The organism is Micromonospora sp. NPDC051543 (assembly GCF_044454415.1).
GTDB lineage: Bacteria > Actinomycetota > Actinomycetes > Mycobacteriales > Micromonosporaceae > Micromonospora.
The window spans coordinates 84,157-108,184 of the sequence record NZ_JBITDT010000011.1 but is presented as its reverse complement, the minus strand read 5'-3'; the positions used below and the strand labels follow the sequence as shown (position 1 = coordinate 108,184).

The 24,028-nt window shown below is 70.7% G+C and carries 20 protein-coding genes and 1 pseudogene; 5 read left to right on the top strand and 16 right to left on the bottom strand.

The window, feature by feature from the left end; genetic code table 11:
- Nucleotides 1-39 precede the first annotated feature (39 nt).
- Nucleotides 40-933: an ATP-dependent sacrificial sulfur transferase LarE gene (gene larE, locus ACIA3K_RS21060; RefSeq protein ID WP_396803062.1), complete on the bottom strand. Its 894-nt coding sequence runs from the start codon at nucleotides 931-933 to the stop codon at nucleotides 40-42.
- On the opposite strand from larE, the gene larB reads away from it, so the two are divergent.
- The 3 genes from larB to ACIA3K_RS21045 are packed head-to-tail and all read left to right on the top strand — an operon-like array spanning nucleotide 914 to nucleotide 4,171.
- A complete protein-coding gene (larB, locus tag ACIA3K_RS21055) occupies nucleotides 914-1,609 on the top strand; it encodes a nickel pincer cofactor biosynthesis protein LarB (protein ID WP_396803060.1) in 696 nt (231 codons plus the stop codon). The two genes, larE and larB, sit on opposite strands and share 20 nt — an antisense overlap.
- The gene (gene larC, locus ACIA3K_RS21050) at nucleotides 1,602-2,876 is read left to right on the top strand and encodes a nickel pincer cofactor biosynthesis protein LarC (RefSeq protein ID WP_396803059.1); all 1,275 of its coding nucleotides are present in this window, start codon (nucleotides 1,602-1,604) and stop codon (nucleotides 2,874-2,876) included. Before larB ends, larC begins: the two co-directional genes overlap by 8 nt.
- On the top strand, nucleotides 2,873-4,171 hold the full coding sequence (locus ACIA3K_RS21045; protein ID WP_396803058.1) for a glycosyltransferase: 1,299 nt from the start codon (nucleotides 2,873-2,875) through the stop codon (nucleotides 4,169-4,171). The genes larC and ACIA3K_RS21045 overlap by 4 nt, the downstream gene beginning before the upstream one ends.
- Nucleotides 4,172-4,185: 14 nt before the next feature.
- On the opposite strand, the gene ACIA3K_RS21040 is transcribed toward ACIA3K_RS21045, so the two are convergent.
- The 7 genes and pseudogenes from ACIA3K_RS21040 to ACIA3K_RS21010 all read right to left on the bottom strand — a co-directional run bounded on the left by ACIA3K_RS21040 (nucleotide 4,186) and on the right by ACIA3K_RS21010 (nucleotide 11,565).
- Nucleotides 4,186-5,538: a cation:proton antiporter gene (locus tag ACIA3K_RS21040; protein WP_355047941.1), complete on the bottom strand. Its 1,353-nt coding sequence runs from the start codon at nucleotides 5,536-5,538 to the stop codon at nucleotides 4,186-4,188.
- Nucleotides 5,535-6,857 carry a PLP-dependent aminotransferase family protein gene (locus ACIA3K_RS21035; protein WP_396803056.1) on the bottom strand — a complete coding sequence of 441 codons (1,323 nt, stop codon included), beginning with the start codon at nucleotides 6,855-6,857 and terminating at the stop codon, nucleotides 5,535-5,537. Before ACIA3K_RS21035 ends, ACIA3K_RS21040 begins: the two co-directional genes overlap by 4 nt.
- A gap of 89 nt (nucleotides 6,858-6,946) precedes the next feature.
- Nucleotides 6,947-8,017 (bottom strand): annotated as a pseudogene (locus tag ACIA3K_RS21030) (alpha-hydroxy acid oxidase); the annotation flags it as partial.
- Between the two features lie 5 nt (nucleotides 8,018-8,022).
- Nucleotides 8,023-9,102: a 4-hydroxyphenylpyruvate dioxygenase gene (gene hppD / locus ACIA3K_RS21025; RefSeq protein WP_396803054.1), complete on the bottom strand. Its 1,080-nt coding sequence runs from the start codon at nucleotides 9,100-9,102 to the stop codon at nucleotides 8,023-8,025.
- A 45-nt stretch (nucleotides 9,103-9,147) separates the two neighbouring features.
- Complete coding sequence (locus ACIA3K_RS21020; protein ID WP_396803053.1) at nucleotides 9,148-10,503, bottom strand: NAD(P)/FAD-dependent oxidoreductase; 1,356 nt, start codon at nucleotides 10,501-10,503, stop codon at nucleotides 9,148-9,150.
- 21 nt (nucleotides 10,504-10,524) lie between these two features.
- Nucleotides 10,525-10,803 (bottom strand): phosphopantetheine-binding protein, encoded by a 279-nt coding sequence (locus ACIA3K_RS21015; RefSeq protein WP_355047938.1) that lies wholly within the window; start codon nucleotides 10,801-10,803, stop codon nucleotides 10,525-10,527.
- Nucleotides 10,804-11,010: 207 nt separating this feature from the next.
- Nucleotides 11,011-11,565, bottom strand: a complete 555-nt coding sequence (locus ACIA3K_RS21010) for a TetR family transcriptional regulator (RefSeq protein ID WP_396803052.1) — start codon at nucleotides 11,563-11,565, stop codon at nucleotides 11,011-11,013.
- 233 nt (nucleotides 11,566-11,798) lie between these two features.
- On the opposite strand from ACIA3K_RS21010, the gene ACIA3K_RS21005 reads away from it, so the two are divergent.
- Complete coding sequence (locus ACIA3K_RS21005; RefSeq protein WP_396803050.1) at nucleotides 11,799-12,320, top strand: methyltransferase family protein; 522 nt, start codon at nucleotides 11,799-11,801, stop codon at nucleotides 12,318-12,320.
- A gap of 125 nt (nucleotides 12,321-12,445) precedes the next feature.
- Here the strand turns inward: ACIA3K_RS21005 and ACIA3K_RS21000 are convergent, their stop codons facing one another.
- The 5 genes from ACIA3K_RS21000 to ACIA3K_RS20980 all read right to left on the bottom strand — a co-directional run bounded on the left by ACIA3K_RS21000 (nucleotide 12,446) and on the right by ACIA3K_RS20980 (nucleotide 18,096).
- Nucleotides 12,446-12,649: a hypothetical protein gene (locus tag ACIA3K_RS21000; protein WP_396803049.1), complete on the bottom strand. Its 204-nt coding sequence runs from the start codon at nucleotides 12,647-12,649 to the stop codon at nucleotides 12,446-12,448.
- 722 nt (nucleotides 12,650-13,371) lie between these two features.
- Nucleotides 13,372-14,808 carry a DHA2 family efflux MFS transporter permease subunit gene (locus ACIA3K_RS20995; RefSeq protein ID WP_396803047.1) on the bottom strand — a complete coding sequence of 479 codons (1,437 nt, stop codon included), beginning with the start codon at nucleotides 14,806-14,808 and terminating at the stop codon, nucleotides 13,372-13,374.
- A 9-nt stretch (nucleotides 14,809-14,817) separates the two neighbouring features.
- Nucleotides 14,818-15,336, bottom strand: coding sequence for a flavin reductase family protein (locus ACIA3K_RS20990; protein ID WP_396803304.1), 519 nt, complete (start codon nucleotides 15,334-15,336; stop codon nucleotides 14,818-14,820).
- 32 nt (nucleotides 15,337-15,368) lie between these two features.
- A complete protein-coding gene (locus tag ACIA3K_RS20985; protein WP_396803045.1) occupies nucleotides 15,369-16,928 on the bottom strand; it encodes an AMP-binding protein in 1,560 nt (519 codons plus the stop codon).
- A gap of 31 nt (nucleotides 16,929-16,959) precedes the next feature.
- Nucleotides 16,960-18,096 carry an acyl-CoA dehydrogenase family protein gene (locus ACIA3K_RS20980; protein ID WP_396803044.1) on the bottom strand — a complete coding sequence of 379 codons (1,137 nt, stop codon included), beginning with the start codon at nucleotides 18,094-18,096 and terminating at the stop codon, nucleotides 16,960-16,962.
- Nucleotides 18,097-18,247: 151 nt separating this feature from the next.
- On the opposite strand from ACIA3K_RS20980, the gene ACIA3K_RS20975 reads away from it, so the two are divergent.
- Nucleotides 18,248-18,838: a TetR family transcriptional regulator gene (locus ACIA3K_RS20975; protein ID WP_355047930.1), complete on the top strand. Its 591-nt coding sequence runs from the start codon at nucleotides 18,248-18,250 to the stop codon at nucleotides 18,836-18,838.
- On the opposite strand, the gene ACIA3K_RS20970 is transcribed toward ACIA3K_RS20975, so the two are convergent.
- From ACIA3K_RS20970 to ACIA3K_RS20960, 3 genes are read right to left on the bottom strand one after another with little or no spacing between them, the layout of a single operon-like run.
- Complete coding sequence (locus tag ACIA3K_RS20970; protein WP_396803042.1) at nucleotides 18,816-20,561, bottom strand: NAD(P)/FAD-dependent oxidoreductase; 1,746 nt, start codon at nucleotides 20,559-20,561, stop codon at nucleotides 18,816-18,818. The two genes, ACIA3K_RS20975 and ACIA3K_RS20970, sit on opposite strands and share 23 nt — an antisense overlap.
- An 8-nt stretch (nucleotides 20,562-20,569) precedes the next feature.
- Nucleotides 20,570-22,237, bottom strand: a complete 1,668-nt coding sequence (locus ACIA3K_RS20965) for an NAD(P)/FAD-dependent oxidoreductase (RefSeq protein ID WP_396803041.1) — start codon at nucleotides 22,235-22,237, stop codon at nucleotides 20,570-20,572.
- 22 nt (nucleotides 22,238-22,259) lie between these two features.
- Nucleotides 22,260-24,020 (bottom strand): NAD(P)/FAD-dependent oxidoreductase, encoded by a 1,761-nt coding sequence (locus ACIA3K_RS20960; RefSeq protein ID WP_396803040.1) that lies wholly within the window; start codon nucleotides 24,018-24,020, stop codon nucleotides 22,260-22,262.
- Nucleotides 24,021-24,028 lie beyond the last annotated feature (8 nt).

Genomic DNA, 24,028 nt, shown 5'->3' with positions numbered 1-24,028 from the left:
CGTCAGCCCACCGATTCGTGGAAAAAACGACGCCGCCGGTCAGCGCCAGCGGTCCGGATCGTCGAGCAGTTCGTTCATCGACCCGGACCGGAACGCCTCCACCGTGAGCGGCACGTCGGGGAATCCGGCCGCGCGGATGGCGGCGGCTAGCCCTTTGTCCGCGCGGGCTCGCTCCACGATGGGCGCGTCGACCTCGAGGCGTACGCCGTCACCCAGGTCACGGACCCGCAGGTCGACCACCCCGTGCGAATCCAGCAGGCGACGGGCGGCCAGCTCGGCCAGCTCCACCCGGGCCAGTCGGGCCGGCGAGATGGGCACGCCGAACGCGATCCGACTCGCCAGGCACGCGGCGGCCGGCTTGGCGGCCGTGTCGAGCCCCCAGAGCGCCGCGATCGCGCGTACCGCCGGCTTGTCGAGCCCGAGGTCCGCGAGCGGCGTGCGGGCCGCGCGCTCGGCTGCGGCGGCGATCCCCGGCCGGAAGCCGGCGGCCAGGTCCGAGGCGTTGGTGCCCGTCACCACCGTCGTGAATCCGAGCCGGTCGGCCAGCTCGCGCACGGTGTCGATGAGCGTGCTCTTGCAGAAGTAGCACCGGCGTGGGCCGTTCTCGCGGTAGCCCTCAACCTCCAACTCGCGGGTGCCGAGCACGTGGTGCGCCACGCCGAGCCGGGCGCAGAAGTCGCGGGCGGCGGCGACCTCGGCGGCGGGGACAGCGGCCGAAACCGCCGTCACCGCAGCGACATCGGCCGGTTCCAGAGCCCGCGCCGCCGCCGCCACGGCGACGCTGGAGTCCACGCCACCGGAGAATGCGACGAGCGTCTTGCCGTATCGTGTGAATTCCGCGACGAGCTGATCCGCGGCCCCCCAGGCCCATCCATCAGGTCTCACAGCTCGACAGTACTGGAAGGAGCGTGAGGTGTCCGCACCGGAATTCATCGACCTAGGATTCGCACGGATGGACGTGGACCGTCTGTCGCGCACCGGCGACCCCGAAGTGGTGTACGGCGCGGGCAAAACTCCTGAACAGGTGACCGGAGCGATGCGCGCGTTACGCGTCGCCCACCCGGACACCCCGATCCTCGCCACCCGGCTCACCGACGCCGCCATGGCCCGGTGCGCCGACGAGTTCGGCGCCGACGTGGTGGATCCGGTGTCCCGGACCGCGGTGGTGGGCCCTGAGCGAACACCTGTAGGCACAGTCGCCATCGCCTGCGGCGGCACGAGCGACCTGCCGGTCGCCCGCGAGTGCGCGGCCACCGTGGCCGTCTTCGGCGCCCGGGCGGATCTCGTGGTGGACGTCGGGGTGGCCGGCCTGCACCGGTTGCTGGCCGAGCGGGACCGCATCGCCCGCGCCGACGTGGTGGTGGCCATCGCCGGAATGGAGGCCGCGCTGCCGTCCGTCCTCGGTGGACTGGTCGGCAGCCCGCTGATCGCGGTGCCCACCAGCGTCGGGTACGGCTGGCACCTGGACGGCCTGACGGCCTGGCTCGGCATGCTCAACTCGTGCGCCCCGGGCGTGCTCACCGTCAACGTCGACAACGGCTTCGGCGCGGGCGTCGCCGCCGCCAGGATCGCCCGCCGCACGCCGAGCTGCGCAGACGCGAATGGCTGAGCCGCAGGCGGTTGAGGCAGCACGGACCGCTCTGTGGGTCGACCCCAGCAACGGCGCCGCCGGCGACATGCTGCTGGCGGCGTTGCTCGACGCGGGCGCGAGCCTGTCCGCCGTCGAGCAGGGCGTGGCGCGACTCGCGGTCGAGCCGGTGACACTGAAGCTGGTGAGCGTACGCCGACACGGCCTGCGCGCCGCCGGACTGGTCGTCACGGCACCCGACAGCGGCACCCACCGCGACCTGGCCGCGGTGACCGCGATCATCGCCCGGGCGACGCTCCCGTCGGCGGTGCACGACTTCGCGGTCGCCGCCTTCACCACCCTCGCGCGGGCCGAGGCGCGGGTGCACGGCGTACCCCTGGCGGACATCCACTTCCACGAGGTCGGCGCCCTCGACGCGGTGGTCGACCTGGTCGGATGCGCGCTCGCGCTCGCCGACCTGGGGCTGCTCGACGCGCCGATCCGGGTGGTGGGTCCGGTCGCGGTCGGCTCCGGCGTGGTCCGCACCGAGCACGGCCCGATGCCGGTACCCGTGCCCGCCGTTCTGGAGATCCTCTCCGGCGCGGGCGCACCGATCGCCGCCCACCCGGCCGCGATGGAGCTGTGCACGCCCTCGGGCGCCGCCCTGCTCGCCACGCTGGCCACCGGCTGGGGGCCGCCACCGGCGTTGGTGCCGCACGCGGTCGGGGTGGGCGCCGGCACCCGGGACCCGGCCGGGCACCCGAACATCCTGCGGGTGCTGGTGGGCGCCTCGGCGGCCCCGGACTCCGACGCCACGCCCTGGCAGGGCGAACCGCTGCACCGGATCGACACCACCATCGACGACGTGGACCCGCGGATCTGGCCGGATCTGCTGGAGCGGTTGCGGGCCGTGGGCGCGGCGGACGCCTGGTGCACTCCGGTGTTGATGCGCAAGGGCCGACCGGGGCAACTGCTCAGCGTGCTGGCCGCACCGGCGCAGCTCGACCTGGTCTGCCGGCTGGTCTTCACCTGGACGGGCACCCTCGGCGTACGGGTGTCCACCGTGCAGCGACGCCGGCTGCGCCGCGACCAGATCGCCATGCCGTACGGCGACACCGCCGTACGGGTCAAACGCGGCTACCTGGGTGACCGTCTGGTCAGCGTGCAACCGGAGTACGACGACGCCCTGGCGGTCGCCCAGCGCGCCGACGTGCCGGTCGCCCGGGTGCTGGACGAGGTACGCGCCGTGGCCCGCGGGGTCGGCCCGTCACCGGAGGCCGAACCGCTACCGGAGGCGACGACCGCGTGATCTGTCTGATGCCGCACTGCGGCTTCCTCTCCGCCACCTCGCGGATGTTGGAGATCTACCGCGCGCTGCGCCAGCGCGGGGTGACCGCCCGCATCGCCACGCACGGCGGCACCTACGAGCACGTGCTCCGCGACGTCGGCGTCCCGTACGACATCGTCGGTGAGCGGATGACGCCGCAGCGGTGCGAACGGTTCATCCGTGACGAGATCGGCATGGGGTACGTCGGTCAGAGCATGTACACCGACCGGGAGATGCGCGACTACGTCACCGCCGAGACCGAGTACTTCCGCCGACACGACATCCGTACGGTGGTCACCGGCTTCACGCTGACCACCCTGCTGTCGACCCGGCTGGCCGGCGCCCGGCTGGTCACCGAGCACGCCGGCAGTTGGGTACCGCCGCTGTTCGAACGCGGGATGCTGCCGGCGCCGAGCCAGGCGCACTTCGGCCTGCTGCCGTCGCCGCTGCTGCGGTGGTTGTCCAACTCCCTGCCGTCCCGGGTCGGCTTCTACTGCGGCGGGTTCAACCGGCTGGCGGCCGATCTGGGCGTGCCGCGCGTACCCAGCCTCGCCGCGCTCGTCCTCGGCGACCTGGCGCTCATCCCGGAGGTGCCGGAGGTGCTGGGCGTCTCCGCCACGGAGGTGGCCGACTGGCGGCCGGACGGTCGGTCCGGCTATCGGGCCGGCACCCGGCTGCGCTGCGTCGGGCCGCTCTACGCTCGGCTCGACCTGCCGCTGCCGGAGCGGGTCGCCCGTTTCCTCGCCGAGCCGGGGCCGGTCGTCTACGTGGCGGTCAACTCGGCCGAGGTCGGCTTCGTGCGGCGGGTGGTGACGACCATCGCCACCCTCCCGGTGCGCGTGCTGGTCGCCGGCACCCACCACGACCTGCACGACATGGCCGGCGACCGGGTCATGGTCGGCGGCGTGCTGCCGAGCCACCTGATCATGCCGGAGGTGGACCTGGCGATCACCGCGGGCGGGCAGGGCAGCGTGCAGACCGCGATGGCCGGCGGTACGCCGGTGCTCGGTTTTCCGCTCCAACCGGAGCAGGACCTGAACCTCGCGCTGCTGGAACGGATCGGCGCGGCACGCCTGCTGGCGCCGAGGCACGTGGGCGCGAGACTGGCGACGCTCGCCGGGGAGATGCTGGCCGACCCGTCCTACCGCGAGGCGGCCCGGCGGGTCCAGCGCTGGTACGCGGCCACCGACGGGCCCGCGAACGCGGCCGAGGCCATCCTCGCCCTGCACGACACCGGCGAGGCCGACCCCATCGGCCCCGCCGGCGTCCTCGGTTGATCCCTGGTTGATTCCTAGGCCGCCGGTGGGGCGCCCGTGCCCGCCGGCCGGACGGCCGGTCCGGTCGACCACTGCTCCTCGTGGTCGGCCTTGCGCAGGAGTTCGTCGGCGCTGTGCGCGACCCGGGACATCGCCAGGCGCAGCAGTGGCGGCGCCATCATCGACGTGACGATGGCGACGAGGGCGATGATCGTGAAGGTGGCGATGTCCAGGACGCCGAGGCGCAGCCCCACCATGGCGACGACGATCTCGACGACGCCCCGGGCGTTCATGCCGGCGCCGACGGCCAGGGACTCCCAGTGGCCGAGCCGGCTGGATCGCGCACCGAGGTACGCGCCCGTGAACTTGCCGAGGATCGCCGCCGCGAGGACCACGAAGGCAGCGATCGCCACGTCGCGGTCGAGCAGCACGCCGAGGTCCATCCGCAGGCCGGCGGAGGCCAGGAAGATCGGCGCCAGCACGGTGAGCACGACGGTCCGCAGGGGAGCCAGCACCGCCCGTCGATCCCGGATCGCCTGCCCGACGAGGATGCCGGCGACGAACGCGCCGAACACCGCCTCCATGTGCAGCGACTGGGTGATCGCCGCGCCGGCGAGGACGATGATCACGGCCGTGACGATTGTCGGCCCGGTCTCGGTGGACCGGCCGGCGAGGCGCAACGCTCCACTCACCAGCGGTCGGCCGACGACTATCGCGGCGACCACGAACGCCACCAGCAGCAGCAGGGACAGCGCGACCTGACCCGCGCGCACGCCGACGGTCGCCATGGCCGACACGACCGACAACAGGAACCAGCCCACGGCGTCGTCGACCATGCCGGACGTCATGATCAATTGCCCGACGTCGCGGTGGATGAGCTTCATGTCCGCCAGCGTCTTGGCGATCACGGGGATCGCCGTCACGCACATGGCGACGGCGAGGAACAGCGCGAACACCGGACGTTCGGTGGTGTCCGGCACGAGGACGGCCGGTGCCAGGTAACCGATCAGGATGCCGAAGCCGATCGGGATGAGCAGACCGCCCAGGCTGATCCGGAGAGCCGAGGTGCCACGGCGGCGCACGATCCGGGTGTCCAACTCGATGCCGGCCACCCCCACCAGCAGCAGGACGCCGATCTGGGCGACCGCGTCCAGCAGGTGCATCTGCGCCGGGTCGGCGGGGAACAGCCAGTCGTGCACCGCCGGAGCGGCGTGGCCGAGCAGCGACGGCCCGAGCACCACGCCGGCCATCAGCTCGCCGACGATCGGGGGCAGGCCGAACCGCGCCACCAACCGGCCCAGGCCGAGGCCGAGCAGGAGCAGGGACGCGATCTGGACGAGCAGGATCACGACCTGTCCGCCAGCCAGCGGCATGATGGGTGCGTTCATAGCGGCCTCATCTCCGTGATCAGGGCCGCCAGTCGGTCGAGCCCCTGCTCGATCTGCGGTGGCTCCAGCAGGCTGACCGACAGGCGGAGCTGGTGACGTCCACCTCCGTCGGCGTAGAAGTGGTGCATCGGCGTCCACAACACACCGAAGTCGCGGGCGGAGCGCTCCAGCAGCGCGTCGTCCACCACGAACGGCACCGTCACCACGAGGAAGAAGCCGCCGCCGGGGGTGTTCCAGGAAACGCCGGCGCCCGGCCCGAAGCGCGCGGCCAGGCCGTCCAGCACGTGCCGCAGATTGCGCCGGTACGCGCCGGCCTCGCGCTCGTTGGCGCGGACCAGACTGCAGTCGTGCTCCAGCAACTTGCCGGCGATGATCGCCTGCGCCAGCGGTGAGGTGTTGACGGTCACCATGCTCTTGATCTTCGACAGCTCGTCGGCCAGCAGGCCCGTTCCCCCGGGGCCGGCCACCGACTGGTCGGCGACCACGTAACCCACCCGGGCGCCAGGCATCCCGGTCTTGGCGAACGAGCCGAGATAGACGACCCGACGCTCGTCGTCCATGGCCTTGAGCGTGGCCGGGCGGTCGCCACCGGCGTGGAACAGCCCGTACGGGTTGTCCTCGATGATCAGCAGGTCGTGTTCGGCGGCCGCGCGCAGCACGGCCACCCGGGTCTCGGTGTCCAGGCTCGCCCCGGCCGGGTTGGCGAAGTCGGGCACGAGGTACAGCGCGCGGGGGCGCTGCCCGGCCGCCCGGGCGTCGCGTACCACCCGGGCGAGGTCGGCCAGGTCGATGCCGCGCGAGCCGTCGCGCACCGGCAGCGTGGTCATGTCGACGAGCGACGCGGCCCCGCGAATGCCCACGTAGTTCGGCGAGACGGCCAGCAGCACATCGCGGGGGTCGGTCCGCAACGCCCGCAACACGAGGAACATGCCCTCCTGCGCGCCCACCGTCACCACGACGGACTCCGGGTCGACGTCCATCCCCTCGTCGACGGACAGGTTGCGGGCCACCAGGTCGTGCACGATGCCCTTGGTCCGCCCGTACTGCAACAGCGTGCGGTTGACCTGACGCTCGCTCAACCCGTGCTCGTCCCGCAGGTGGTCGCAGTAGCGGCGCAGGTAGCGATGCACCGCCTCGACCTCGAAGAACTCCTCGTACGGCCGGCCGGCCGCGAACGACACCGCGTCCGGGAATCGACCGGCGATCTCGTTGAGGAAGGTCATCGAGTCGAGCACCGGGTCGGCCAGCGAACCGTGCAGGTCGGCCAGCGCGATCGGCGCGCGGGCGCCCACCGTGGTCGTCCCCGTCCGGCCGGTCACGGGGACCATCCCGCGAGGGCGTCACCGGACGCCCGGCCCCGCCGCGTCGACACCGGCCCGTCACCGGCCACGGTGGTGCCGTGGCCCAACGCCCGCAGGTCGGCGCAGCCCATCATCGCCATCGCATCCTCCAACTCGGCCCGCAGCAACGAGAGCACCCGGCGGGCCCCGGCCCGGCCACCCACCGCCAACCCCCAGAGAGCGGGCCGGCCCACCAGCACCGCGGACGCGCCGAGGGCCAGCGCCCGCGCCACGTCCACGCCGCTGCGGACGCCGCTGTCCAGGAGCACCGCGCACCGGTCGGCCACGGCCGCGACCACCGGCTCCAGCGCCGCGATGCTGGGCACGGCGCCGTCGAGCTGGCGGCCGCCGTGGTTGGACACCACGACCGCGTCCGCCCCGAGGTCCGTCGCGCGCACCGCGTCGTCCGGGTGCAGGACGCCCTTCACGATGATCGGCAGACGCGTCCGTCGCCGCAGCCAGTCCAGATCCCGCCAGGACAACCTCGGGTCGAACGCGAGGCCGGTGTGCACCATCAGCGCCGAACTGTGCAGACCGCCGGAGTGCGCGGGCGCGCCGACCTCCGGCGGCAGGTTGGCGGCCACCACGTCGTCGGGCAGCGTGAACCCGGACCGCATGTCCCGCAGGCGCCGACCCATTCGGGGCACGTCGACCGTCAGCATGAGAGCCCGGCAGCCAGCGGCCTCGGCGCGGGCCACCAGGTCGGCGACCAGCCCGCGGTCGCGCAGCCAGTAGAGCTGCATCCAAACCTCCGCCCGGGTGGCGGCGATCCGCTCGACCGGCTCGCTGCTGAGCATGCTGGCGACGAAGACCGCGCCCTCGTCCCGGGCCGCCTCGGCGAGCGCTACCTCACCGTCCGGGTGCAGGAGCCGCTGGTAGGCCATCGGCGCCACCCCGACGGGCAGACCCATCGGCGTGCCCAGCAACTCCGTGCCGAGGTCGCAGGTCTCCGCACCCACCAGCACCCGTGGGACCAGGTGCACCCGGTCGAACGCTTCCCGGTTGTCGCGCAGCGTCGACTCGGTGCCGCTGCCCCCGGCCACGTAGTCCCAGACGGGCTCGGTCAGCACCCGCCGCGCCGCCGACGCCACGTCGTCGAGGCAGAGCAGGCCGGCGAGGTCGGTTCCCTGGGCCGCGATGGTGGTCACAGGACGTCGTGGGTCTTGGTCCGCTCCGCCTCGACCGCCTCGTACAGCGCCCGGATGTTCCCGGTGCCGAAGGTGCGCGCACCCAGCCGCTCGATGACCTCGAAGAAGAACGTCCGGCGCGGATGGGTGGACCTGGCGAAGATCTGGAACAGCTGGCCGTCGTGGTCCTCGTCGACCAGGATGTTGCGCGAGCGCAGCTGGTCCACGTCGTACCGGGCGAGGTCGAGTCGCTGGCCGAGCAGGTCGTAGTAGGCCTCCGGCGTACGCAGGAACTCCACACCCCGATCGGTCAGCGCCGAGATCGCCGACACGATGTCCGGCGAGCACAGCGCCACGTGCTGCACACCGGGGCCACCGTGTCCCTTGAGGAAGTCGTCGATCTGCCCGGCGGCGGCCGAGGCGTCCGGTTCGATGAGCGTGAGCGTGACCAACCGCGACGGGCTCTGCACCACCTTGGAGAACATCGCCTGGTTGCCGACGAGGATGTGCTCCTCGAACGTCATGTCGAAATCCAGCACCGTGCGGTAGAAGTCGACGGTCGGGTCGAGCGTGCCCGCCTCGAGGCAGACGGCGAGGTGGTCGACCACACCCAGGCCCAGAGCCGGCCCCGCCTCCGGCAGGTGCCCGTCCGGAAGACCGGGCGTCAGGCCGGGCAGCACCGGACCGGCCGACCCCTCGGGTGGCTGGACGAACGTGTGCGTCACGTCGCCGAAGCCGCCCACCGTGGCCGTGACGAACCCGTCGCGGGCGGCAGGCTCGGCCACCGCCCGCGCGCCGCGGGACACCGCGACCTCGAACGCCGCCCGGGCATCCGGGGTACGCATCGCCAGGTCGGCCACGCCGTCGCCGTGCAGCTGCACGTACAGGCTCGCCGGGTGCGCGTCGGTGAGCCCCTCGGTGACCACGAGAACCGTCGAACCCTGCCGCAGTGCCACCGACACGTGGTCCTCGTCGCGGCGCGAACCGGCGACGGCGAAGCCGTACTGTGCGGCGAGCTCGCGTGCGGCCCAGACCGCGTCGGTCACGTGGAATTCGACGTGGTGCACAGCCAGGTCGCTGAACACACTGCTGCCCACGCTCACTGATGTCCCCCCTACCGGGGCCGCACGGCCCCCTTGTGGTCAGAAGATGGGAGCCGCCGTCGGAGCCGACAGCTCACCGAGATACGGATGCCAGAGGTGTTCGGGGTCCTGCTCAACGGCCCGGATGACGTTCCGCATCTCGACGAGCGCCTTGGGCTCGGCCTCGTCGTACATGTTGCCCTGCAACATCTTCAGCACGTCGAGGCGATACCGCGGGTCCTGGACGAACGCGGTGAACAGGATGTTGAGCCGGTAGTAGGCCGAGATGAACTCGTACCAGTTGCGGACGCCGCGCCGCAGCAGCATCTCGTACGTGGCGAACCGCTCGCGCTTGAAGTCGCCCGCCTCGGCGGCGGCGATGATGTCGTTACAGGCCAGCCGGGCGCTGTTGAGCGCGATGCTGACGCCGGTGGAGAAGATGGGATCCACGAAGCGGGCGGCGTCGCCGATCATGACGAAGTTGTCGCCGCAGATCTGCTTCATCGCGTAGCTGTAGTCGCCCTCGGCCTTGAACGGCCGCACCTGCTTCGAGCTGCGCAGGGCCGCCTCCAGCTCGGGCCGGCTGCCCACGCACTCCCAGAAGAACCCTTCGAGATCCTCCCGGGCCGCCTCGGCGAACCGGCTCTTCTGGGTGACGACGCCGATCGACGTGATCGTCTCGGTGATGGGGATCTGCCACACCCAGCTGTCGGTCAGCGGCAGGAAGTGGATGAAGATGAAGTCGGACTTCGCCTGCTCGGCCGAGAGCGCCTGTCGATCGAAGCCGTCGAACCAGGTGTGGATCGCGTACTGGTTGAAGACCGAGTCGGCGACCTTCACCTTGAGCTGACTGCCCAGCGTGGTGTTCCGGCCACTGGCGTCGATCACCATCCGCACCGGCACCTCGCGTTGCCCGTCCGCGGACCGGGTGTGCAGCACGGGGTGTTCGCCCTCGAAGTCGACGCGGTTGACCCGCACGCCGTGATGAACCTCCGCGCCGAGACTCGCCGCGTTCTCCAGCAGGATCTGGTCGAACTTGCCCCGGTCGACGTGGAACGTGTAATCGCGGTCGACGCCGGCCTGATCCCGCTCGTTGAACATGACCTCGGCGAGCCGGAAGTCGTGGGTGAGGTTGGAGAAGCCCATGTGGCTCACCGGCCGCGACTCGGCCGACGTCCACGCCGCGCCGAACTTGCGCGGGAAGCCGGCCGCCTCGACGGCCGCCATCGCCCCGGTCTCCAACAGCACCGGCGTGGTGGCCGGGACCAACGACTCGCCCACGTGCTCGCGGGGGAAGTGCGCGCTCTCGAAGACCACGACGGAGAGCCCCGCCTTGGCCAGGTAGGCGGCGGCCGTGGACCCGGCGGGCCCGCCACCGATGATGCCGATGTCCCACTCTGCTGGCTTGGTGTTCATGACGCCTCCTCGGCAGGCCTGTCAGGCGCGGGGCAACGACAGGATCAGGTCGGTGATGGTGTCGAGACTGCGGAAGTGTCGTCCCGTGATGTGCGAAGGCGGCACGTCGACGTCGAGCTCCGCCCGGACGAACGCGATGAGCCGAGCCGTGTTCAGTGAGTTCAGAACGCCCCACTCCAGCAGTGGCGAGTCGGGGCGCAGGTCGACTCCGGTGACCGCCTCGTCCTGGTCGCCAATCAGTTCGTGGCGCACGTACACCATCAGTTGGCCGAGTATCTCGTCGCGTTGGTCTGTCGGCACAAACCCCTCCCAGGTCGCCGGACGTGGTCTCCCCCGTGGGGCGTCATCCGGGAGGCCGGGAAACCCACCGACTCTTCCCCCTCTGATGACATCCCTGCTCGATGAATTCTAGAAGCCCACGCGGGTTCGTCAAGGGGATGCCGTGCAGGGATCGACGTCGACCACTGGCGCGACGACGGTGGAGCCCGCCCGCCGAGGGCGGACCAATCAGGCCAGGACGCCCGTGAGGTAGGTCTGGATGGCCTTGCCCGTGCCCGCGGCCAGAGCGGCGGCGCTGAGCTCGACGATCGCCGGAACGCGGAAGACGTACCGGGTGGTGGCGAGACCGATCAGGTGCGAGCCGACCATGGCGGCGCGCAGCTCCGGCTGGGAGTGGCCCAGGGCCCGGGCCAGCGGGAGGATCACCTGGTCGCCGAGGAAGTTACGGACGGCGTCCGCCGCCATGTCGTTGGCCGTCATCGACCGGAGGATGCCACCGAGCCGCGCCGCCGTGTCGGGCTCGTCCCAGTGACTGAAGAACAGTTCGACGGCACGCCGGCCGACCTGGCCACGGGGGCCCTTCATCGCCCGCTCCACCAGATCCGGCGGCCGCAGGGCGCCACGCACCGCCGCCTCGAACAGGCCTTCCTTGGTGAGGAAGAAGTGGTGCACCAGCGCGCTGTCGACGCCCGCCTCCTGGGCGATGGTGCGCACCGTAGTGCCCTCGTAGCCCCGCTCCGCGAACTGGCCACGAGCGATCTCGAGGATGAGCTGATGGCTCACCGTCGGCCCGACACGTCGCCCCGTCCGTCGTCGTGGAGCACCGTTCGGGGACACCTCCGCGCCCACAAGTTCACCTTTCCCAGTTCATCGCATGCCCTATTCATCGTATGGGGGCAAACGCCATAGTATCGCCTTCCTACGTGCGGAAATACGGAGGTTCTACAGACAGGCAACGACAACAGTACGTAACGATGCCTTGACATGGTGCCCCGCACGGGCCGTAGCATGGCGCAGTGCTACGAACACGGGCCGTCGTCGGAAGTCTTGTCTTCTTTTGCGCCGCGCCGGGTGTGGTCGCCGGTCTCGGTCCATGGTGGATTTCCGACTGGGAGGTCGAAAAGCCGTTCGCCTACTACCAGCCGGTACGAGTCCTCGGCGCGCTGATGCTGGTCGTCGCGGTGGCGTTTCTCCTACAGTCGTTCGTGCGCTTCGTCGTGGAGGGTCTGGGCACTCCGGCCCCGGTGGCGCCGACCGAGCACCTGGTGATCGGCGGGCCCTACCGGTACGTCCGCAACCCGATGTACGTCGCGGTGGTGACGGCCATCCTCGGCCAGGCACTGATCTTCGGCCAGGCCGCGCTCCTGTGGTACGGGTTGGCCATCGCCCTCATCCAGGCCGCGTTCGTGCGGTTCTACGAGGAACCCGGTCTGCGCCGGCGATACGGCGACGCGTACGACACCTACCGCGCCGCAGTCCCGGCGTGGATTCCCCGCCTACGGCCGTGGCAGCAGGAGGCCAGCTCACCGCAGGCGTGACCCGATAACTCGCCCCACCAGCCGTGCGGCCGATCGAACGAGCCGCTGACCCGCGAAGGGACTGCCATGTCGCCTACCCCCGAAGGCTGGCTGCCCTCCGCCCACGACGAAGGGCAGCCAGCCGTCTAGGCGACCCGCTGCCGGGTGGGCAGCTCCGCCTGCGTCACCGATGCCTGGCAACTGGCCGTCAACACCGGCAGCCGCCCGGAGACCTCGGCGATCAACTCCCCCCGCAACAGGTCCTCGCCGTCGGGTTCCCCCCAGATGATGAGCCGGCAGTTCACCTGCTCCGCGCGCACCGACGCCGAGGCCGTCCAGATAATGGGCATACGGTGTCGCCCCGCTCCCAGCAATTCCACCGTGACGAACTCGGGAGCCGTCTTGTCGGTGCCGTCGCACTGTTGGAAGCCGACGTGCGCCGTAATCTCACCACTGCCCAGGTAACTTAATTGAAACATTACGCGGAACTCGTGCCCACCTACGTCCGCCGGCAATAGTCCCGCTGTCAATAACAGCCCTTCCGGCTCGTAGAAGAGTACCTGGACATCCGTAACCGCTAGCGCTGATGACTTCATATCCCTGGTGGCCCCATCCCCCATTAGCGTACCGCCAGTTCATCGATGGATGTTATCCTGCCGACGGGCGCGCTGTCCCCCCCTAAATGGGTGGGCGATCACGCGGCACCGGTCGGGTTGCAGACCGTTACGGACCGAATAGGTCTCATCGGGCATCAGGCGCCGGGCAGGGATGTCGCACCCGAATGCGAGCACCGCATTCGGCCGCCACCGGCCAGCCCGGTTGACGTGCGCCAATGCCGATGTAGCCCGCCACGACCCTGCGGTCCGCGCCGTGACGTCCCGGACCGGGCACGTCGAGCCGGCGCCCGCCGCCTCCGCGACGCAACCAGCTCCCACCATCGCGCCTGCCGACATTGCGACACGAGCTACCGGTGGTCAGCCACCTCACCATCGATGGATTCGATCGCGCCAAGCCCCCCTGGCGCGATCGAGGCCCCGACCGCGGGGCCGGGGCCTCGATTCCCGTGGATCGCTCAGGTCGGGGCGCCCGCCGCGAGGACCTCCTCCTCCTCTTCCTCGACCGCGTGGCCGTGACCCTGTGTGCGCAGGTGCGGAATGAACAGCGCGATGACCGCACCCGCAGCGAGCGCGCAGGCGGCCACCAGGTGGGCCTCCTCCAGGCCGTTGACGAACGTGGCCACGGACTCGTAGCCGCCGTTCGCGCCAAGGATCGCGCCGCCCACCGACACGCCCATCACGGTGCCGGTCTGCCGGATCGCGTTGGACACACCGGACGCCACGCCCTCCAACTCGGCGGGTGCGAACCCGAAGGCCAGGCGGCCGATCGGCGCGAGGAAGATGCCCAGGCCGAGCCCGGTGATGACGAACGGCACCACCAGCTTCGAGTACGTCAGGTCGCCGACCACCGAGCCGATCCAGCCCACGCCGATGGCCTGCATCGTCAGGCCCAGGATCACCAGCGGCTTACCGCCGATCTTGTCGGTCAGGATGCCCGAGATCGGTGCCGCGATCATCGGCATGGCCGTCCACGGCAGCGTGCGAACGCCAGCCTCCAGTGGGGAGTAGCCGAGGACGCTCTGCAGGTACTGGGTGCCGAGGAAGACGGCGCCGAACACGCCGAACGGCATGATGATGGTCGCCACCATGGTGAGACTGAAGCCCCGGCTGCGGAACAACGACAGCGGCACCATCGGCGTGCGCGCCCGCGACTGCCAGAAGACGAACACGAGCAGGAGGAGACCGCCGACGATGAACCCCGCCAGGATGGAGGGGCTGTCCCAGCCGGCGCTGTTGCCCCGCACGAGGCTGGACACGATGCCGAGCATGCCGGCGGTGACCAGGACGACGCCGACCGGGTCCAGGCGACCGTAGCCGCCACGGCTCTCGCGGACCCGCGTCATCACCGGCAGCAGCAGCAGACCGATGGGCACGTTGACCCAGAAGATCCACTGCCAGGACCAGGCTTCGGTCACCGCGCCGCCGATGACCGGCCCGAGGGCGATACCGAGACCCACCATCGCGCCCCACAACCCGAACGCGTGGCCGCGCTGACGTGCCGGCACCACACTGGCCAACAGCGTGAGGGTCAGCGGCAGGACGACCGCGGCACCCAGGCCCTGCACCGCGCGTGCGGCGATCAGGAATTCGATGTTGTCGGCGAGACCCGCCAGCCCGGACGCAATGGTGAAGACCAGCAGCGCGATGGTGAATACCTTGCGCCGGCCGAAGCGGTCACCGAGCGCCGCGCCCGTCAACAGAAAGACGGCGAAGGTGAGCGTGTACGCGTTGACGATCCATTCAAGATCTTCAAGGCTCGCGTTGAGTTCGGTACGGATGACCGGCAGCGTCGTCGTGACGACGAGGGTGTCGATCGCGACCATGAACACGGCTACCAGGGCCGCGACCCATGTCCACGCCGCGCTGTGGGTCGCTGGTTGGTTCTTGTCCACTCTGTTTCCCTACTCGAGATGGATTGACTGGGAAGGATCGCTGGGACGATGTCCGTTGCGCTCCTCTCGTTGGTAAGGGGGGCGGGAGACCCGGACATACGTCCCGCGCCAATAGCCCAGCGGCAATCGGTCCGACGCCGTCGCGCCGCCGACGAGACGGCCGAGCACGATGACGTGATCACCAGCGGTGATCACGTCATGGAGCGCGCACTCGGTGAAGGCGACGGTGGGTTCCAGCCGTGGCATGCCGGCCACGTCGCCGGGCCGCCAGGCCACATTGGCGAACTTGTCGCTGCTGTAGCTGGCGAACAGTTCGGAGACCTCGTGGCCGTCGGCGTCGAGGAAGTTGACGGCGAATCCGCCGGTCTCCCGGATGGCGTCCAGGGTCGAACTCACCTGCCGCACGCAGAACAACAGCAGCGGCGGGTCCTTGGAGACGCTGCATACCGACGACGAGGTCAGGCCGTGCGGCTGACCGGACGCGTCGAGCGCGGTCACCACGCTGACGCCGCTGGCCAGCGAGCCCATGATCGCCAAGAACGCACTCGGTTCCACGTTGACTAGTTCGGTGCCAGTAATGGTCCACCTCCTTCGATCGCCGCCAGCAGCGCGGCTCGATCGGTCTTTCCGTTCGGGGTGAGCGGGAGGCTCGTGGCCGCCTGGACGGAGTCGACGATCATGTAGGTCGGCAGCTGCCCGGCGCACCAGCGCTTGATCTCCAGCAGGCCGGGCCGACGGTCGCCCGCCGGCACCACGACCGCGTGCAGCCGCGCGGCGAGCCCGACGCCGGCGACGACCACCGCGGCCGCCGCGACGTCGGGATGCGCGGCGAGGACGGCCTCGATCTCGCCGGGCTCCACCCGGTTGCCGCGCACCTTGGCCATGTCGTCGCGGCGGCCCAGGTATTCCAGCGTGCCGTCGGACGACATCCGCCCGAGATCACCCGTTCGATAGGGTCCCCGCTGCGGCTCCCGCCCCCAGTAGCCGAGCATCACGGTGGGCCCGTCCGCCACGATCTCGCCCTCCGGGCAGTCGCCGCGACCGGCGGCGCCCGCGCCGTCGGGGCTCGCCGGGGCCAGGGTCAGCACCGCGCCGCTGGCCGGTCGACCGATCGGCAACGGGCGGTCGCGGCCCTCGTCGGCGTCGGTCACCTCGTACGACGCGCAGACGTTGGTCTCGGTGGGCCCGTACCAGTTGAGCAGCCGCACGCCCGGCCAGGCGGCACGGAGGTCGTGCACGTACCGGATCGGCATCACCTCACCGGCGAAGACGCAGGCCCGCAGGGCCGGCGGCGGCGGGCCGTCCAGCAACCCGCCGTCCCGGATCATCAGGGTCAGCGCGGACGGCACGGAGTACCAGACGGTGATGCCCTCGTCGCGTACGAACCGCGCCAGCTGCACCGGCGCGTAGGCCAGCTCGGCCGGTACGAGGTGCACCGACGCGCCCGCGCGGAACGCCGCGTAGAGGTCGAAGACCGACAGATCGAAGTTGAACGGGGCGTGGTTGGCCAGCCGGTCCCGCGGCGACACGGCGAGCAGGTCGCCGGCCCACTCGACGAACGCCGCCGCGTTGCGGTGGCTCAGGCAGACACCCTTCGGGGCTCCCGTCGACCCGGAGGTGTAGAGGATGTACGCGGGTTCGTCCGGGGCCGGTCGGTGCACCGGCGGAAGGTCACCCTCGGCCCCCAACCGCTGCAACTCGTCAAGCGACACGAGCGGTGGCCCGTCCGGAACACCGCCCTCGCGTGCGACCCGGTCCGTGGCCGGACCGTCCGCCACGACGACGGTCGCCGCACAGTCGGCCGCGATGCGCCACACCCGGGCGGGCGGGTTCGCCGCGGACACCGGGACGTACGGCGCCCCCAACGACAGCGCCGCCTGCATGACGGCCACCGCGTCGGCCCGCTTGTCGGACCACAGCACCACCCGGTCGCCCGGGGACACCCCCGCGCGCGCCAGCCCCGCCGCCAGGCGCCGCGCGGCCGTCGCCAGCTCCGCGTACGAGAGCTGGCCGTCGTCCGCGATCACCGCCGGCGCGTCCGGTGTACGGCGGGCCCACTCGGCCACGTAGCCGTGGATTCCCGCGCCACCCGGCGTGTCGGACTGGTCCACGTCCCGCACGGTCGACACCTCCCTGGTCAAGCCGCGGCCCTCACAGGCCCAGTTCGCGGGCGATGAGCAGCCGTTGGACGTCCGACGTGCCGGAGAAGATCGTGCTGGGGACGGCGTCGCGCAGCATGGTCTCGATCCCGGTGTCACGCAGGTATCCGAGGCCACCGAACAGGCGCACCGCGTCGAGCGCCCCGGCGACCGCCGCCTCCGAGACGGCCAACTTCGACAACGCCACGTTGAGTTCCGAGCCGCCGCCGTTGTCCATCTCCCAGCAGCAGCGATAGAGCAACAGCCGCGCCGACTCCGTCCGCAGCTTCATCTCGACGATCCGGTTCGCGACCGCCTGGAAGTCGCTGATGCGCCGGCCGAACTGGCGGCGCGTCCTCGCGTGCTCGACGCAGCGTTCCACCAGGCGGTCCAGCAGACCGACATATCCGGCGAACAGGCAGGCCCGCTCCCAGCGCATCGAGTGCTGGAAGATCGCGGCGCCCTGGCCCGGCTCGCCCAGCACCCGCTGCACCGGCACGAGGCAGTCCTGAAAGGACACCCGGCCGGCCGGCGCCGACACGAGGCCCATCTTGTCGAACGGCTCGCTGACCGTCAGGCCGGGAGTGTCCCGGTCCAGCACGAACGCGGTGACACCGAGATGGGCGGCCGCCGGATCGGTGGTCGCGTAGGTCACCAGCACGTCGGCCACCGGTCCGTTGGTCACGAACGTCTTCTCGCCGTTGAGCAGGTAGCCGTCCGCCGTCTCCGTCGCGGTGACGGCGAGCCGCGAGACGTCGGACCCCGCGCCCGCCTCGGTCATCGCGTTGCCGGCCACCACCTCGCCCGAGCAGATCCGCGGTAGGAGGCCCTTCTTCACCTCCGGCGTGCCGAACCCGGCGATCGGCACCGCGCACGCGAACTGGTGCGCGCTGGCCGCGAACACCAGACCCGTGTCCGCGCACCCCCGACCGAACGCCTCGACACGCAGCGCGGTGTCCAGGGCGCCCAGCCCGCCGCCGCCGTACTCGGCGGGAATGCAGAGGCCGAGCAGCCCGAGCCGACCGAGACGCCGCCAGGCCTCGCGGTCGTGCAGCCGGCTGGCGTCGGCGGTGGGCGGGAACGCCCGCTCGGCGCTCGCGCGCACCTCGTCGTAAGCGTCCCGCTGTTCAGGCGTCCAGGCGAAGTCCACGGTGCCCCCTCGGCCGCGCGGTGAACCGGCGCGACGGATTGACCGGCTTGCAGGAGCAACCCGGACCGGACTGACATATCCTCAAAGGTCTAGACTCAGGGATTTGATCGGGTCGTGCGCTCGGGCGTACGGGAACTCGTAAGAGGTTGCCTTGACGACGCAGCAGGGATTCGACGGTGGCAGCGGCATCCGACAGGCGATCCTCGACGTCACCCGGCGGGAGATCTCCGAGTGCGGCCTGACCGGGGTGAGCATCCGCAGCGTCGCCCGACGCGTGGGTGTCGACCCGCGGCTCGTGCGGCACTACTACGGCTCCAAGGAGCAGCTCCTGCGCCACGCGGTGCAGGTCGACGGCAACCCCGTCGAGCTGGCCGAACAGCTGCTGGCCGGCAGCCGTCGCCGGCTCGGTCGGGCCACCGCGACCGCCCTGCTCACCCACTGGGACAGCCCTCGTACGACGATCTCCTACCGGGCCCGGCTGTCCGCCTCGCTGACCAGTGATGAGATCGCCGAGCTGATGCGCGACGAGTTCGTGCGGGCCTTCTTCGGCACCTTGGCCGAGGGCGTCAGCCCCGACCGACACGAGCTGCGGGCGGCGCTCGCCGCGTCCCAGGTGATCGGTCTGGCCCTGTGCCGCTACCTGATCGACGGCACCGAGCTGTCCCGGCACGACCGCGACGATCTGGCCCGGATGATGGGTCGCACGATCCAGCACTACCTCACCGCCGACCTGGCTGAGTGACGCCGGGCGCGTCGGCGGCCGAGCCGTCGGCGCGCTCGACGTCGTGAGCTGCCAGCCGCCCGTCGTCGACCGACGACCGCCCCCGGGTCGGCGACGGCGCGTCATCCCGCCGGCCGGTCACGTTGTCCTTGGTGAGCAGCCGCTTGAAGTCCGCCGGCGCGACCGTCATGACCCAGGCCACCATGAGGAGCCGACGGGGCATCGTGAAGTGGTAGTACCGCGCGTTCGGGTCGCCGAACCGGTACAGCGGCGGCACGAACCGCGCCCGGCGCAGCTCGCGGAAGATCATGTCCGCCGCCTCGGCCTGCCGCAGCCCACCGGCCCGGACCCGGGCGAACACCTCGAAGAACCAGTCCAACATCTGGCGCAGACCGTCCGGGGTGCGGAACCACAGTCCGCCGTCGGCGAACCGCTCGACCGGGTCCCACGTCCCGGCGACCAGGGCATCGTTGGTGGCCCGCTTCAGCGACAGGTGGCCCAGGATCTGCCAGAGCAGCCAGACCCGGCTGTACGCGTTCCACAACGCGAAGCTGCCGGCGGCCGTGCGGGCAGCGGCCAGGATCTGGTCGTTGAACTCGATCAGCGCGTCCTGGAAGGCCGCCGCCTCGGCCAGCACCGCGCCCGTCGCCGGCTCGTCGCGGAGCGCTCGCGGCAGCGCGGCCCCGAGCGCGTGGACCATCTCCGCCGTCATCGTCACGTCCCGGGACAGGAACTCGTCGGTACGGCAGGCCGATCGCTCCATGGCGAACCACCGTGGCCCGTGGGTCACCGCCGCCCGGCGCTGCCAGTGCGGCGAGGTGGTCCAGCCGCCCTCTGCCGTGGCGGACGCGAACTGCTCCGCCAGGCTCGGGAAGGGCGCGACCAGCGCCCGGAACGCGGCGTCCGGGTCCGCCGGCAGGTCGTCGAACCGGTCGTGGTCCAGCCCCACCGTCACGCTGCACAGGTCGCTGGCCGCGTCGTCGTGGTTGCGGAAGTCCACCACCTGGATCCAGCCGCCGTCGAAGAGGTGGTGCACGGTCCCCCGCGACCAGGTCGTCGCCCGGTGGTAGTCGGCGAGCCGGCTGCACTCCTCGAACGGCCGGACGCCGCGCAGGTGGGCGTGCATCATCTTCGACCGCAGCAACAGCGGCTTCGGATCACCCTCGGCGGTCGCCGTCAGGGGTGACTCCTGGTCGCGGGCGTCCACCACGAACCGCGCGGTCACCGTCCGTCCCGAGCCGAAGATCAGGTGTACGGCCTCCGGGGACAGCCGGACCTCGGTGGTGGACGCCCGTTCCGGCAGCGCCGTCGCGCCGTACCGCACGGCCAACTCCCGGGCGTACCCGTCGACGACCGGCCGGTAGAGGTGCCACTCGCTGTGCTCGCCCGGCACGTGGAACTGCACGGCGTGCGCCGGGTCGTGCCGGCGGCCCGCCGTGTGGTGCAGGAAGGCGAGGCTCTTCTTGATCCCGCTGGTCCGGCGCACCGCGTCCGGCAGGTCCTCGAAGTGCGCGAAGGAGGCGATCTCCGGCACGTCGAACCGCTCGGCCAGCAGGTGCAGCACAGCGGTCGTGTACGGCACGGTGCTGTCGCCCGACGGCAGCACCGTGTCGTCGGGCGAGCCGACGAGCAGGACCCGCAGGTCCTGCTTGGCCAGTACCGTGGCGAGCAGGCCGGTCGCCAGATGGCTGCCCAGGATCACGACGTCGTACGACACCGGGGCGTCGGGTTCGATGGTGGTCATCCGGTCTCCTAGAAGATCTTCCGGCCCATGAGCTGCTCCTTGCCGGCCTCGCGCAGGAAGCCGAGCATCAGCCGTCGCACGTCCGGCGGCGCCTTGGTCGCCGCCCAGAGCATCGTCCGGCCGATCTTGAGCGGAGTCGGGTTGATGAACCGCAGGTGGCGGTCCTTCCAGCCCCAGTGGTCCGGCACGAAGGGCGCCCGGTTGAGGTGGTCGTAGAGGGCGTCCGCCGCCTCGTCGCCGGTGATCTTGCCGGCCTCGAAGTCACCGCACTGCTTGACCATGTCCTCGAACAGCTCGCCGTAGCCCTCGTGGTCGGACCAGTGCAGACCCGGGTTCTTCACCTCTTCCAGCTCGTTCAGATGCCGGTCGTCGCCGGTGGAGCGCCACCGGCGGTACGCCTCGTGGGCCCGGAAGGTGCCGGCGTTCGAGCCCCACGCCCAGATCCGGAACACGGCCGTCCAGAGCGAGTAGTGCTCGAACGAGGCGTACGCGGCGTTGACCAGCTTGTCGTTGCCGTCGAACAGCGCCTGCTGGCGGGTGTTCACCCCCTCGAACCGGTCGGCCGAGAAGTCGTCGTCCCCCACCGCCCGCAGGATCCGCCAGGCCAGCACGTTGACCGCCTCGCAGGTGTTGGACAGACCACGGGAGAACAGCGGGTCGATGAACGCCGCGGCGTGGGCCAGCAGCACCCAGCGGTCACCGACGGTGGTCTTGGACGAATACTGCACCCGGTCCGTGCCCACCCACTCCCGCATCGGCCGGGCGCCCTCGAACTGCGCCGCCATGCCGGGGAACCGCTGCATGTGCTTCCAGAAGTCCTCCTCCGGCGACATGCCGGGCGTCTTCGGATACATCCGCGGGTCCATCGTGAGGCCCACGCTGCACAGCGGGTTCTTCGAGTCCTTGTGGTTGTTGAACGCGATCACCCACGACCAGCCGCGCGGGAACAGGTGGTGGACGGTGCCCTCGTAGAACGGCACCGGCGGCTTGTCCGCGCCGGTGCGCTGGAACACCTCGTCGGTGGTCTTGAGATCGATCATGTGGTTCCAGACGGCCCGCGAGTGGTGCTTGTACCGGCACGGGTCCTCGCGCAGCCCGAACTTCTCGGCCAGCGGAGACCGGTAACCGCTGGCGTCCACGACGTACCGGCTCCGGAACTGCTCGCCCCGAGTCGAACTGACCGTCACGCCGGAGTCGTCGAAGTCGACGTCGGCGATCGTGAAGTTCACCCGCGCCGTGCAGCCGTACTTGATCGCCGCGTGGAACAGGTACGCGTCGGTGTCCTGCCGGTACATGTGCGGCGTCTCGTGCAGCAGGCTCGGGAAGTTGAACATCGTGACCTGCTTCGGGTCCTGCGGCTTGCCCTCCTGGTGGTTGAGGAAGGCGAAGTGGTCCTTCTTGCCGTGCCAGGGCGAGATGATCTTCTGGCAGGCGGTCAGCGTCGCCAGGGTCATCAACTCCGGCACCTTGTACCGCTCGGACATGGTGCGCAGCGACACCAGCATGTTGGGGATGGTCGACTCCCCGATCGCGAACTTCGGGTGCGCCTTGGCATCGACCAGCAGCACCTTCGCGCCGTTGCGGGCCAGGATCGCGCCGAGCATCGAGCCGGCGAAACCCGCGCCGAGGATGGCGACGTCATAGGTGGCCTTCTCGGCCTCGATCAATTCACTCACCGTGTGCTCCAATTTCCTCGGGTTACTTCGGCTCGGGGACGCGCAGCCGGGAGCCGAGCACCGGCCAGCCAGCGAGTTTCTGCTTGATCTCCTCGACCGGCTCGAACTCGCCCCGGGCGAAGCGCTTGCGCATGAAGAGGGTCAGACCCTCGTAGGTGAGCTCACCGATCGCCGGCGGCGCGTCCCGCTTCGCCCAGCGCAGGGTGCCGAGCACCTTGGCCGGGGAAGCGCCGGTGATCCGGATCGCCGGGTCGGCCAGGCCGAACGCCGGCGGCACGAACCGCGCGCTGGCGAGCTGGTCACGGATCTGCTTGGCGACGTCCTTCGGCTCCGCCTCCCCCGCGTCGACGGCGCGCATCATCCGGCTGACGCCGGCCAGGAACTCGAGCACCTCGGCGTGGTCCGGGTCGTCGACCTTCGACCGGTCGAACTCGCGCAGCTCCACCCGCCACCAGGGCCGTTCCATCCGCCGTAGCACGGCGGGGTCACGGGTCTTGGAGTAGAGCGCGTAGCCGCGGTTGATCTCGAAGGTGGAGAGGATCTGGGTCAGCGCCCACACCCGGAACCAGGCATCCCACAGGTCCCAGTCCCGGAACGCGATGTACGCGTTGTTGACCAGATCGTCGTTGAAGTCGAGCTGACCCTGCTCGAGCTCCTGCACGTACTCGAACCGCTCGACGGCGAAGTCGTCGTCCTTGAGCGCGTCCAGCAGCCGCTGGGTCAGCGCGTTGATGATTTCCATGGTGTTCGACAGGCCACGCGAGAACAGCGCGTCGACGAAGCCCGCCGCGTGCGACATGAGGCACCAGCGGTAGCCCACCGTCTTCTTCGGCGAGTACTGCAGGCGACCCGTGCGCACCCACTCGCGCACCGGGGTGGCGTGGGTGAACTGCTGCGCGATGCCCGGGTACCGGTCGAGGAACTGGCGGAACTCCTCCTCCGGCGAGCAGTCCGGCACCGGGTACCTGCGCGGGTCGAACTGCACGCCGACGCTGCACAGGTCATTGGTGGACCGGGGGTGGTTGTCGAACGGGATCACCCACATCCAGCCGCCCTCGAAGATGTGGTGCAGCGTCCCCTCGTGCCAGCGGGTCGGGTTGCCGTACGTGCCGCGCGGGGCGAAGTCGTCGAACGGCCGCACGCCGACCATGTGCGTGAACAGAGACCGCGAGTGGTGTTCCAGCCGGGTCGGCTCCTCCCGCAGGTCGAACTGCTCGGCCAGCGCCGAGCGGAAGCCGCTCGCGTCCACCAGGTAGCGGGCCCGCACGGGCGCGCCGGGGCCGACGTCGAGCGTCACGCCGTCGTCGTCGACCTGCACGCCCGCGATGCGCGTCTGCTGCCGGATCACGGCGCCGTACTTCGCCGCCACCGTGAGCATGAAGTTGTCGATGTCCTGCCGGAAGAAGTGGTTCTCGGTGTTCAGGATCTTCGGGATCTGGAACATGTTGGACTCTTCGGGCTGCTGCTTCTCACCCGGCCGCTGGTAGACGAAGCCGAAGTTCCTCTTCACCCCGCCGGTGGTGTTGATGTGCGCGTACACCGACTCGAAGGTGCTCAGGTATTTGATCTCCGGCACGCCGTACCGCTCGCTGATCAGCCGCATCGCCATCGACGTGTACGGGATGGTCGACTCGCCGACGGCGAAGCGGGGGTGCGTGCCGGCGTCGATCACCAGCGTGTGCGCGCCGTTGGCGGCCAGGCACGCGGCCAGGGTGGAGCCCGCCAGCCCGGAGCCGATCACCACCACGTCGAACATCCCGTTGTGCGCGGCCGCACCTTCCATCATGGACT

Coding starts and splice junctions, on each gene's coding strand:
- larE (WP_396803062.1), bottom strand. CDS start 933: ATGAATTCCGGTGCGGACACCTCACGCTCCTTCCAGTACTGTCGAGCT.
- larC (WP_396803059.1), top strand. CDS start 1,602: ATGGCTGAGCCGCAGGCGGTTGAGGCAGCACGGACCGCTCTGTGGGTC.
- ACIA3K_RS21040 (WP_355047941.1), bottom strand. CDS start 5,538: ATGAACGCACCCATCATGCCGCTGGCTGGCGGACAGGTCGTGATCCTG.
- ACIA3K_RS21020 (WP_396803053.1), bottom strand. CDS start 10,503: ATGAACACCAAGCCAGCAGAGTGGGACATCGGCATCATCGGTGGCGGG.
- ACIA3K_RS21000 (WP_396803049.1), bottom strand. CDS start 12,649: ATGCCCATTATCTGGACGGCCTCGGCGTCGGTGCGCGCGGAGCAGGTG.
- ACIA3K_RS20990 (WP_396803304.1), bottom strand. CDS start 15,336: ATGGGCTCGCTGGCCAGCGGCGTCAGCGTGGTGACCGCGCTCGACGCG.
- ACIA3K_RS20970 (WP_396803042.1), bottom strand. CDS start 20,561: ATGACCACCATCGAACCCGACGCCCCGGTGTCGTACGACGTCGTGATC.
- ACIA3K_RS20960 (WP_396803040.1), bottom strand. CDS start 24,020: ATGGAAGGTGCGGCCGCGCACAACGGGATGTTCGACGTGGTGGTGATC.